Annotated in this window: 10 protein-coding genes; 7 read left to right on the top strand and 3 right to left on the bottom strand. The window is 61.0% G+C overall.

Annotated features, from left to right (window positions below; genetic code table 11):
- Positions 1-34: 34 nt before the first annotated feature.
- Complete coding sequence (locus BLV49_RS17330; protein ID WP_281245347.1) at positions 35-334, bottom strand: acyltransferase; 300 nt, start codon at positions 332-334, stop codon at positions 35-37.
- Positions 335-337: 3 nt separating this feature from the next.
- Between BLV49_RS17330 and BLV49_RS17205 the strand changes: the two genes are divergently transcribed.
- Positions 338-625, top strand: a complete 288-nt coding sequence (locus BLV49_RS17205) for a hypothetical protein (RefSeq protein ID WP_245723725.1) — start codon at positions 338-340, stop codon at positions 623-625.
- 264 nt (positions 626-889) lie between these two features.
- Positions 890-1,735 carry a hypothetical protein gene (locus BLV49_RS09455; protein ID WP_091183135.1) on the top strand — a complete coding sequence of 282 codons (846 nt, stop codon included), beginning with the start codon at positions 890-892 and terminating at the stop codon, positions 1,733-1,735.
- Positions 1,736-1,740: 5 nt separating this feature from the next.
- Here the strand turns inward: BLV49_RS09455 and BLV49_RS09450 are convergent, their stop codons facing one another.
- Both BLV49_RS09450 and BLV49_RS09445 read right to left on the bottom strand, forming a co-directional pair.
- Positions 1,741-1,995: a PqqD family protein gene (locus tag BLV49_RS09450; RefSeq protein ID WP_091183131.1), complete on the bottom strand. Its 255-nt coding sequence runs from the start codon at positions 1,993-1,995 to the stop codon at positions 1,741-1,743.
- A gap of 2 nt (positions 1,996-1,997) precedes the next feature.
- Positions 1,998-3,209, bottom strand: a complete 1,212-nt coding sequence (locus tag BLV49_RS09445) for a glycosyltransferase family 4 protein (RefSeq protein ID WP_176980797.1) — start codon at positions 3,207-3,209, stop codon at positions 1,998-2,000.
- Between the two features lie 247 nt (positions 3,210-3,456).
- Here BLV49_RS09445 and BLV49_RS09440 point away from each other — a divergent pair, with 247 nt between their 5' ends.
- The 5 genes from BLV49_RS09440 (at position 3,457) to BLV49_RS09420 (ending at position 11,291) form a co-directional block, all read left to right on the top strand.
- Positions 3,457-5,451: a glycosyltransferase gene (locus tag BLV49_RS09440; RefSeq protein ID WP_245723597.1), complete on the top strand. Its 1,995-nt coding sequence runs from the start codon at positions 3,457-3,459 to the stop codon at positions 5,449-5,451.
- A gap of 101 nt (positions 5,452-5,552) precedes the next feature.
- Positions 5,553-6,806, top strand: coding sequence for an O-antigen ligase family protein (locus BLV49_RS09435; protein ID WP_176980796.1), 1,254 nt, complete (start codon positions 5,553-5,555; stop codon positions 6,804-6,806).
- Positions 6,803-7,867, top strand: a complete 1,065-nt coding sequence (locus tag BLV49_RS09430) for a glycosyltransferase (RefSeq protein WP_091183119.1) — start codon at positions 6,803-6,805, stop codon at positions 7,865-7,867. The genes BLV49_RS09435 and BLV49_RS09430 overlap by 4 nt, the downstream gene beginning before the upstream one ends.
- Positions 7,864-9,057 carry a glycosyltransferase gene (locus BLV49_RS09425; RefSeq protein ID WP_091183116.1) on the top strand — a complete coding sequence of 398 codons (1,194 nt, stop codon included), beginning with the start codon at positions 7,864-7,866 and terminating at the stop codon, positions 9,055-9,057. Before BLV49_RS09430 ends, BLV49_RS09425 begins: the two co-directional genes overlap by 4 nt.
- Positions 9,039-11,291 carry a polysaccharide biosynthesis tyrosine autokinase gene (locus BLV49_RS09420; RefSeq protein ID WP_091183112.1) on the top strand — a complete coding sequence of 751 codons (2,253 nt, stop codon included), beginning with the start codon at positions 9,039-9,041 and terminating at the stop codon, positions 11,289-11,291. The genes BLV49_RS09425 and BLV49_RS09420 overlap by 19 nt, the downstream gene beginning before the upstream one ends.
- Positions 11,292-11,727: the final 436 nt, after the last annotated feature.

The raw sequence follows: 11,727 nt of genomic DNA, 5'->3' as shown, positions 1-11,727 counted from the left end.
TCTGGCCGCGGACTGTCACGTCGCGGCAAAGGAACTATGCGCCGTCGGCTTCAGCGAAGGTCGCGGCGGAATCGCGGCGTTGAGCTGCGCTCTGCTCCCTGTCGCTATCATCCATGGCGCGCAGACGCAGAATGCGGGAGGCAGCCGGCACCACGCTTGCACCGGAGGGCACGTCTTTCGTCACGATGGTCCCGGCGCCGAGCACGGCGTCGTCGCCGATGCGAACACCTCCAAGGATCACCGCGTTCACGCCCACATGCACTCGCGCTCCAATGCGAGGAGGCGGAGGCGGGAGTCCCGGCTTGCCCTGTTCCCAACGGACACCAATCGTCACATTGTGCCTGATCAAGCACTCGTCGCCTATCTGGGCAAGCGGGTGGAATATAACGCCGTGCTGGTGCGCGAACTTCACGCGGCGGCCGAGCAGCACTGTGCTGGGAATGTCGAACCCCAGGACATTGCGAACGTATGGATAGAGAGCCGCATACAACCTGTTACCCAACATTCGCGTCAGCCGTGCTCGCCGATGATCGCGAATCCAGTAGCCGAAGCGATACAGGATCAGCATCTGCGTAGCCGCGACAAGGAGGTTGCCGTTGACTGCGACGTCCTCTCGGATGACTGAAATGAGCCCCCGAGAGTTGTCGTGTCCCACTTTGACGGCACGGAAATGCCAGGATCGTCGGCGGCCGGGCGCTCCTGAACAGTAGACATTGCCATCCCTTCGTGCGGCGGGTCCCGCGGTAATGGTGAGGGTTGCCGACGGTCAGCTATGGCCGACTTCACCACTCTAGAAACATGATAGATCCTCACGCTACCATGGAGCTATTCCGGAACCTTTCTGGAGCGGTTGACGGATCCGTCCTCGCAAGAACAGATTGGCAGAGTTGTGCGACGCATCATTATTGGGATCGCCTCGGTGATCACCCTTGCGACAATCGGAGGTTCAATGCTCCTGCTGCGACCGAACGCAATCGCCGAGCGACAGCAATACTCAGTCCCGACGTTGAGCGCTGAGCAAGCAATGGCAGTGAAGGAGACCCGCATCTTCTTTGCTCATCAGTCGGTCGGCCAAAGTCTCATCGATGCCGTTCCCGACGTCTTCTCCGACGCAACCGACATGATGCCGATCGTCGCGACTTTCACAGGCGACACCGTTCCACAGGACGCGACCTTGATCGAGAGTCCGATCGGCACCAACGGTGACCCGCTGGGGAAGATCGCCGCGTTCGATCAAATCATCCGGGCCGGCCTGGCCGCCGACATCGAGGTCGCGATTCTCAAACTCTGCTACATCGATATCAACGCCAGCACGGACACAGAGGCGCTATTTGAGGCATACAACCGGACTTTGGCCGACCTTGAGCGAGACTTTCCCGAAGTCACCTTCATCTTCGCGACCGCCCCGCTTATGTACGAGCCCGATTTAGTCACGCGTGCCAAGGTCTTCCTGGGGCGCGACAGCGAATTGGACCCGCGACACAACGTAGCGCGGCACCATTTCAACGAGCTGGTCCGTGAAGCCTATGGCGATACAGGGCGACTCTTCGACATCGCAAAAATGGAGTCCGCTGGTTCCGACGGAATCGTCGAAACCAAACGCTCTGACACCGAGCGATATCTCGCACTAGATCGCACGATCGCCGTCGATCCCGGCCATCTCACGCCCGAAGGCGCCGCTCGCATCAGCGAAGCACTTCTCGCAATCGTCGCATCAGCGATCGACGATGAGTAGCCCACTCAAGCTGCGAGCAGGGACTTCTCACGCAATTGTTCGATGAAGTTGCGCGCGTCCGCTTCCGCGACCGCTTGGTCGATCCCGAAATGCTGGGTGAGCGCCTCTGCGAGCTCCTCAAACGACCGCTCTTCGACGAGCATCTTAGCCAGCACGGTCGCCGCGCCATTCGCGGTGAGATAGACGGACGTCTGCATGTCGAGTATCACCAGCTCGCCATCGATCTCTTGCCAGGTCACTCCATCAGTTCGAAGTTTCATCGTTATCCTCCTGTTTTGATTGTGGATCGAGTGGACGCGAACCAGCGCCGTGCGGGCAGGATCGAACTCCAGACTTCTGCGACACCAGCGGCTGTTCGCTCGATGTCGAAGCGAGCGAGGCTGGAACGCGCCTTCTGCACTCGCTGAGTCGCAGCTACAGGGTCGTCGAGAACGGTGGCGATCGCCTTTGCTAGCGCAGCGGGATCTCCAGGGCGAACGAGGATCCCAACATCGGTCACACTCAGATGCGCAGCGGCGTCCCACTCGCTCTGGGATGTCGGGTCCAGGATCTCCATGACACCGCCCGAAGCGGCCGCGACAACAGGAACCCCCGCCGCCATCGCTTCGATGAGGACCTGACCAAACGGCTCCGGCACAGGCGACGCGTGGACGAGGACGCTCAGACTCTTCATCTGCTCGAGCGGATCCTCGACCCAGCCGCAGAACTCCAGCCGGTCCGCGATCCCCAAATCGGTTGCGCGTTCGCGAGCCGTGTGCTCGTACGATTCTTCCCCGAACAGCGGCGCGCCAATGACACGAAATAGCAGGTTCGGATACCTATGCGCGAGTTGCGCAGCCGCTTCTATGAACTCTAGTTGCCCCTTCGTGGGGCTAATACGACCGACTATGCCCACAGCTGCCGCGGAAGAATCTGAGGCCGGCGCAGCACACGTTTCGCGGAAGCCCGGGTAGACGACCGCCGATCGGCGCCTTGCGCGAGAGGGCAGCGTTTCACGTGTTGCTCGAGAATTGGCGACGATTCTGGCAGGGCCGACGGCCGCGAGAATCTTCAATGCCCGAAGCGGAAGCGGTGGAAGATAGTCGTCGCTCAGGCGATCGTGCAAATGCCAGATCCACGGACGGCCCGCGGCTGGAGCAGCGACAGCGGCAATCGAAGCAGCCTTAAGTGAATTCGCGACCACGAGATCAGCTTTGCCACACCGGATGGCGCGCGCGATGCGGATCGAGAACCGAAGCGCAGCCCCAGTTTCGAGAATCGCGCGGCGCCAGCCGAGCATATCCCGAGAGAGCGCCACTGTGCGGATCCCGAGTGGCTCCACTCTCGTGGGAATGCCGAGTTCTTCGAGCCGAATCCTGAGCGGACCATCCGAAAATAGAAGAACTTGCACGTCGATCTCGCAGCGACGAAGCTCAGCCGCGAGGCGCACCATGGCCAGCTCGGCGCCACCCTCTTGGCCGGTGTGGTCGAGCATGATGACTCGCGCTTGCGGCATGTACCAATCTCTTTCAGCCTCGTAGGTTCGGACGCGTTTTATCACTTGGCAGCTATGACATGAGTCGAGCTACTGAGAACTCTCGCACGTCAAGTGCCAGGAAGCACCTCACCTTTAAGGGGGTATATGAGTAGCACTCACTTTGAACCTACGATGAGGTCATGAGCGCTTCTGGAACCCGCTATGCGCCATGCCTGTCTGAGCGCAGAGGTGTGATGCTACTCGCGTGTGCGTCGCCGCGTGCTACGAGATCGTGCACGATTTGGATATCGAGATGAAGGTTCTGCGCATCGCACATCATGGCGTCGTGTCCAGTTGGCGGGAACGCGAGCGAATGCTGCGAAGCCATGGCACGGATGTCGAACTGGTCTCAGCACGCCGATGGGCTGAAGGGGGTAGCCCGGTTCATCTCACAACGGAGGGCGACACTTTCGTACGAGGAGCTGGGACGGTTGGCAAGCACCCGAATGCTTTTCTGTACAATCCGATACCCATTTGGCGCGCACTGGGAAGCACACCCGCCATACTCGACCTGCACGAGGAGCCATGCTCCTTGGCTACGGCGGAGATTCTCGCGCTTAGGGCGCTTCGCCGTTCGAACGTGCCATACACGCTCTACTCAGCTCAGAACATTCACAAGTCATATCCCATCCCGTTCCGGTGGTTTGAGTCCTATGCGCTTAAGCACGCTGCGGGAGCCTACGTGTGCAATCAGAAGGCCGGCGAGATCCTCTCGCGGAAAGGACTGCGGGTACGCCCAGCCCTCATACCTCTCGGGGTCGACCTCAAGAACTTTCATGCAATCGATCGTGACACACCTTCGGGAAAGGCCATTGTCGGATATGTGGGGCAGCTTGAGCCGCACAAGGGTGTCGAAACGCTGATCCGAGCCGCCGCGATCGAACCGTCCTGGACGCTTCGAATAAGCGGTGATGGGAGCAGCCGAGAGGAATTAGAAGAATTGGCGCTCACCCTCGGGGTGAGCGATCGCGTGCATTTCCTTGGCTTCGCAACCGGGGCCGAGCTGCCGGAGCGCTATCGTGAACTCGATGTCATCGCGGTACCGTCCATACCGACCCGCGACTGGCTGGAACAGTTCTGCCGGGTCGCCGTAGAGGCCATGGCCTCGGGCGTACCGGTCGTCGCGAGTCACACAGGAGCAATCGCCGATGTCGTTGAGGATGCCGCAATCCTCGTCCGGCCCTCGGACCACGTCGACTTAGCCTCCGGAATCTCGCGTGCCCTTCGACCGGAGCAATGGATTAGGATGCGCAAGCACGGGCTCGCGCACGTGCAACGATTCAGCTGGGAAAGCGTCGCCGAACAACATGCGGAGCATTACGCGACCGTTCTTCCTTGCCGGAACTCAGGAGCCCAACGTCTACCCCAGGTCGTTGTCGTCGCCTTTGGCTCTCCCGACATACTTTCGCAGTCTCTTTCCGCGCTTGACCGCGCATTTCCTGTGACCGTTGTTGATAACGGTTCCTCGAAGGCAACGCGAGCTATCGCTCTCGAGCATGGTGCTCATTACATCGATCCAGGAGCGAACGTCGGATTCGCAGCAGGCGTCAACGCGGCGCTGCGCTCACTCGGTGCCCGAGGCAGCAGCGGTGACGACGTATTGCTTCTCAACCCGGACGCGCAAATCAGCCCGGCATCTGTCATCACCATGCATGAGCTCCTCCATGCGGACAATGTCCGCGGAGCTGTCGGAGCCACCCAGCGAGACCCGCGGTCTGGAGTCGAGGCGCGCGTCTGGTGGCCATTCCCGAACCCGCTCCGCGCTTGGCTCGAAGCGTTCGGTCTCGGCAGGTGGAACACATCACGCGGTTTTGTCATCGGGTCCGTGCTCCTGCTCCGCGCGGAGGCGATCGCGGATGTCGGACCGTTCGACGAGCGCTTCTTCCTCTACGCGGAGGAGACGGATTGGCAGAAGCGCGCGGTCGATCGCGGATGGCGAATCGACGTCGCCCGGGTTGATGCGCTGCATCTCGGCGGTGGCACCAGCTCCGACCCGTCGCACCGAGACCGGCTCTTCCACGCCAGCCTGGAAACATACCAGCGGAAGCACTTCGGAACAGTCGGCTGGCAGGTGTTCCGCACCGCCATGGTGCTCGGTGCAGGAATCCGCTCGGTGACGCATTCGCGCGCTGGTCGCCGTTCAGCATTTGCCCGCCTCATCCTCTACATGCGAGGTCCACTCGCGTCCCTGAAGACATGAACCAGATACGGCGCCGTTCGCGGTTCAGCATTAGGACCCCACTCTCACCACAGGCGGACACAAGTGTTGGCTCACTACTCGCCTGGTGTGGAGCGATCGCGATGGTAGCCGCCGCGATTGGCGTTCTCGCAACGTCGGACACGCGTCTGGCGTGGTTCGTCTCCATCGGAGTGCTTGCGCTCTCGTTCTTCCTCAGCACGCCAATGCTAATCGTCGCGATGGCCGTGCCGGCGACGCTCGTCCTGACGAGAGTCGGAGGTTTCGTAAGCGTGTCCGACGTTATCCTCGCCGTCGCCACAATTGCCGCGGTGGTTCTCGTACGACCGAAAGGAATGTCGGCGATGCGGCCTTTTTGCTGGGCTGGCATCGCTTACCTCGTCGCAGCTCTGCCGACGCTGATACTTAATCCCTATCAAGAAAACACGGTCGAGTGGGTGCACGAGTTCGTGCTCGTTATCGGCAGCCTCCTCGTCGGTTTCACCATCGCACGGACCGGGAAAAGCTCATACGCCATCGGAGCTTATGTGCTCGGCTGCCTGGGGATAGCGGTGGCCGCGATCGCGACGGCTGCCGTCGCGTTCGCCATTCATCACGAGCTTGAGCCCGTATATCTCCCCGAACTGCACAAGAATCTTATTGGAGGAATGCTCGCGACCGCATTCGTGATCGTCCATGGTCGACCTGCGTGGTTCGCTATCCCTCGCAATCTGTCATATTTCACTCTCGTTGTGCTCGCCGGCGGTATTTTCGCATCGCAGTCACGTCAAAGCATGCTCGGACTGCTCGCTGGGCTACTAATAGTCGGGCTGCGCAGGCGCGCAGCATCGCGCAGACGGCCACTGCTCGGGATCCTCCTCACCATCCCAGTTCTCGGTTACAGCATCTCGATGTTGAGCAGCCAGCTGGCAAGTGACAATCAGTTCAACTCGGCTTACCAACGCCTTGACTGGTTCGAAGAATCGCTTAACATCTGGCACGAGTCACCGGCCTTCGGCGTTGGCTTGCGCTGGTGGTACACGGATCGCTTCGCGGCTCGTTTTCAGCCCCCGAATGCGGAACTTGAAGTGTTGTCGTCGGTTGGCATTGTGGGCCTAATCGGGTTTCTCCTCATGTTTGCGCTTGTCATCTGGTATCTCTGGCGCCTCGACCCGACGTACGGAACGGTCGGTGCCGCGGTTGTCGTTGCACGTTTCGTACAAGCGCAGTTCGACCTTTACTGGGTCGCGGGCCAGGCGTCCCTGTTGTGGATCGTGGCCGGAGTCTGCGTTGGAGCCTTTGTTCACGACCGATCTGGGCTAGAGCAACCCGATTCTTCTCGCCAGCTGTCCGTGAACTACGTACGGACTGTGACATGATTCACCCCCCTCAACATCCCTCGGATCGTCATGGAGCGGGTATTCATGTCGCCCACGTGGTGTGCTCGGATGGCTTCGCCGGGGTGGAACGCTATATCGCAACGACAGCACTTGCCATGATCGAGCGCGGAGTCGAGGTGTCGGTTATTGGTGGGCGATCTTCGGCAATGTCGGCAGCTCTGAAGGAAAGTGGTGCTCGCTTTCTTCCCGCCTCGAGCGTGGCGGAGGCTGTAGCAGCTTTACGCTGCGTACCCCGGCCGAACATTGTCAACACGCATATGTCTGAAGCGGACATAGCGGGGATCGCATTCGCCACACCTCGCGGAATCCCGGTCGTTAGCACTCGACATTTCGCAGCGAGACGAGGGCGCAAACCGCTGGCACGAGCGGCATTCAGGCTTGCCGCCCCGCGCATCAGGGCGCAGATCGCGATCTCTCGATTCGTCGCACGCGCCATCGGTGAGCCGAGTACCGTCGTCCACACTGGTGTCGCGAACGTCGGCGCCTCCGACGTCTTGGCCCGCAAACCCGTCATGCTCCTCATCCAAAGACTGGAGCTTGAGAAGGACAGTGACATCGCGATTCGTGCATGGGCACGGTCCTGGGCAGCACGTGCAGGGTGGGAATTGCACATCGTCGGTGACGGGTCGCAACGCATCCGCCTCGAAAAGCTAGCGCGCGACCTTGGCGCATCCGATAGCGTCCGTTTCCTCGGTTACTGCTCCGATGTGGGTGCCCTCATGTCGCGCGCCTCGGGGTTGCTCGCGCCGACGTCTCATGAAGGGCTAGGAATCGCGGTGCTCGAGGCGATGGCACGAGCGCTGCCTGTGATCGCATCAGCCTCCGGAGGGCATCTGGAGACCGTAGGGTCCGTTAGTGACGCCTGGATGTTTAGCCCTGGGGACTTTGCCGCAGCCGCCGAGCTCATCGATGCTGCACTCGCCAATCCCGCGCGCTACGGCGGATATGGCCATCAGTTGCAAGCAAGGCAGAGAGCGGCGTTCAGCGTGGGCGCGCAGGTCGACAAGACTCTCGAAGTTTACGAGAGGTGTACCCCATGAGCAGCACAACACTCCTCGTTCTGTCGCTCGAAGCATGGGACGATGTCTGGCGGCGCAATCAGTACCTGTTCGACGGTCTCCTACGTACCGACGATCAGCTAACTGTAGTCTTTGTCGAGCCTTCGCGTGATCTCCTGCATGACTCACTTCACCTGCGTGTGCCGGCTCGCGGGCGGGGCTTGCGGCAGGCGGCTGGCTACGAGGGCCGTCTGTTCCTTTACCAGCCGACAAAATGGCTGCCCCGGATACTCGGGCCATTCGCCGACCTGTTCATGAGAGCTGCTCTCCACCGCAACCTGTGTCGAGCGGGTCTCCGACCTGACCTCATGTGGCTCAACGACCCCGGGTGGTACGGCATCGTCGAGCGAGCCTCGCTCCCGACCATCTACGACATAACCGACGACTGGCTCGCGGCCGCGCGCACCCGCCGAGAACATCGAAGAATCGTGCGGGCTGACGCCTCCCTCCTCAAGAGTTGCACCTCGGTGGTCGTGTGCTCAGAAGCTCTCCGTAAGTCCCGCCGCCACGCGCGCGACGATATCATCCTCATTCCCAATGCAGTAGATGTGGCGCGCTACCAAACGCCTGCGGAACGACCCGATGACTTCCCCGACCGAGATATCGCCTTGTATGTCGGCACACTCCATGAAGACCGCCTCGATGTCGATCTGGTCGCACGAACCGGCTCAACTCTTGCTGCTATAGGTAGCGCGTGCGTTCTTCTGGGGCCGAATGCACTGTCCGCTTCGAATACGAGCATACTTGCGAACACACCGGGCGTCATACTTCTCGGTCCACGAAGCTGGGACACGGTCCCAGGCTACCTCCAGCACGCTGCCGCGCTCATCGTGCCACACATCGTCTCCCCATTTACTGACAGCCTCGACCCGCTCAAGCTCTACGAATATCTGGCTGTCGGACGTCCGATTGTCAGTACTCCAGTCGCGGGGTTCAGGGACGGTAAGCCGGACGACTATCTCGATGTGGCCCCACGCGACACGTTCCCGGACACGGTCGCGCGATGCATTGCACGCCACAGTCCCGACCGGAGCAACCCTGACGTTCCCGACTGGAGCGATAGAGTCCGCGCGGTCGCTCGCGTGCTCGCTCGAAGTTTTCAACACACAGACCTGATGAACGACGCGCTACCCGAGACGCGTCGGATCGACCGATGGGAGTTCTCTTCATGACGTTCTATGATGTGCTTGCTGCGCTGTGGAGGCGCAAGTGGACAATTATCGCTGTAACCCTACTCGCCGGCATCTGCGCCGTCGTTTATTTGCAACGGCAGAGCCCGAACTTCGAATCGTCGACGCTGGTGCGTCTCAATCCGACGATGACAAACGCATTGAACAGCGGCGTCCTACAGGGGATCAGCGTCGATGTGGATCCGGCTGTCATCACCACTCCGGACGTGATCGACGACGCCGCCACCGCTCTCCATATGTCATCGGCGTCGCTTGCGGCATCGATCACGCCGTCCATTCTCGAAACGACGTCACCGCTGACGGTTTCTATCTCCATCACCGGCACAGCAGCCGATCCTCGCACGGCACAGCGCCTTGTCTCCGTGACAACCTCCGCCTACACGTCATACCTAGAAGGAATCATTACGAACGCCGTCGCTGAGTTGCAGTCGCAACTCTCCGACGCGACAGAGCAGGCGAAGGAGTATCAAAACCAGCTCTCGCGCAACCCCGGGAATCAGATCGCCCAAACCAACTTGACCACTGTGCTCTCACGAATAAACACTCTGAACATGTCGGTTGCCGATCTGCAGACAGCCGGTCCACCGGCTTCTGTGACGCGACCGGCGTCTTTTGGAAGTTCGACGAATCCGAGCGCGTTCAATATCGCCGGAGTCGGGATCCTGTGCGGTCTTATCGCCGGGGCGGGGATCGCCCTCGTGCGGGATCGGTTCGATGACCGACTGAGGACCATCGAAGAGATGGAGCGAACAACCGACATAACCGTCCTCGGATTTCTTCCCCGCGATCGCGCCGTCGCCCGCAAGCGTGTCCTGCTTCCCGCCGCTGGCGGCACGAGCGTTGGGATAAGAGAAGGCATTCGTTCGCTACGAACAACCGTGCAGGTTCTGCTTCCACAGGGCAAAGGCGTCGTCGCGATCACGAGCGTCGAGCCTGCCGACGGCAAAACTTTCGTCTCGGCCAATCTGGCCGTTTCCTTCGCGCGGGCGGGCCGCAAGGTCATCCTCGTCGCCGGTGATCTGCGCCGCCCACAGCTTGACGTGTACTTTTCCGATGCCATGGGCGGTCCTGGTCTTGGGGGCCTCTTGACAGGTTCGGCCGACCAGCAGCTGAGGCAATCCGAGATCCTCGACGCACTGCAGACAACGACGCACCCCGGTCTTCGGCTCTTGCCACCGGGTGCAATCGCCCGAGAGCCCGCGGATGCCTTGGCAGGGGCAAACCTCCCACGTCTTATCCGCACACTCGCTGACAGCGCCGATCTCGTCATCGTCGACACTCCGCCTGCCCTCACCCTCGCCGATGCTTCAGTTCTGGCATCCTCGGCTGATGGGACGATAGTTATTGCAACAGTCGACCGCACCCGGCGCGCGCATTTGGCTGATGTTGTGGACACGCTTAAGGTGAACGGTGCAACGATGTTTGGCGTCATCGCAAACCGTTCACGAAAGCGAGCGCCCAAGTCGTACGTCTCTTACTATTCCAGCGAGCACGAAGTCGCGACCGACAAGCCTGACACCCGTGTCGCGCATGCCAACTCGGCGCGCGCTGGCAAGGGAGCAGCGGATAACGAGGCTGATCCGTCCGCACCGGTTATGAGCGTGAGCACTCGGCCCGACCGAGACTCTAACGTTCCTCCTCCTGGCGCAACCCTGCCTGATCGCGTTCTCTTCGTGTGCTCCGCCAACGAGTGCCGATCACCCTTTGCCGAGGAGATCGCGAAGCGCGAGGCGGCTGGGCTCCCGGTGCAGTTCTCGTCGGCCGGCATCCGAGCAGCCTCAAGGAGCGTGTCCACAACAGCTCGCGAACACGCTCGTGACCTCGGTATCGACCTAAGCGGACACAGAAGCAAGCCCGTCTCACCGGCAAGCCTCGGCGAGTATGACCTCATCCTTGCGCTCTCTCGAGAGAACGCACGAAGCCTTCTGGCAGAGTCGCCTGATGTCGCTCCACGCTTGTTCACACTCAAGCAATTCGCTCGATGGATCTCGGTGCATGATCGACCTGCGGACAAGGCACTCGGGGCGTGGCTCGACGAACAGGACGACACACCGCGCGTCGCGGAATTCCTCGGCTCGAATCCCGAGGATGACGTCAACGATCCGATGGGGATGCCGCTGAAATACTGGCGGCTAATGTCGGATGAATTGGCAGACTCGATCGATGATGTCATTCGAGGTCTCTACCATCACGAAGTCGCCCAGCCGCAAACCTAACGTCTGGAGTGGTCGATCCCGAGGCGCGCGAGCTCCGTCAGTCGAGGCAGCACTGTGTTGTTTTGGCGGGCATAGACGCTCCTCGAAAACCTCGGCTGGGGTCTGAAGCCGAGCTTTTCGCGGACGCAGCGAGGCGCCTCGCTGCGGACGCCGTCCCCAGTGACATGCCCTTGATTGCTATGTGATCGACCTTGCTTCCGGGGGGGCGCCTCATGCTCGGCCAAGTTAGGTGCCCCGAGGTCTCCCCTGGGTGGCGGCACACTGCCAGCGCGACGGAACCAGCGGGTCCATCGGCCACGACGCGCGCGCCGCTTACGCAGCCGCGATCGGCGTCACGTCCGATGCGATCCGTCTCCGCAAGTCCCGCTTCACTAGGTGCGAGAGTTCAGGCCAGCTCGTGCAATTCGCCTGGCGCCTTAAGAGTGTGCTTCTTGCC

It is taken from the genome of Paramicrobacterium humi, from assembly GCF_900105715.1.
GTDB classification, from domain to species: Bacteria; Actinomycetota; Actinomycetes; order Actinomycetales; family Microbacteriaceae; genus Paramicrobacterium; species Paramicrobacterium humi.
The sequence above is the reverse complement of the archived record's forward strand: the minus strand, read 5'-3'. Positions and strand labels throughout refer to the sequence as shown.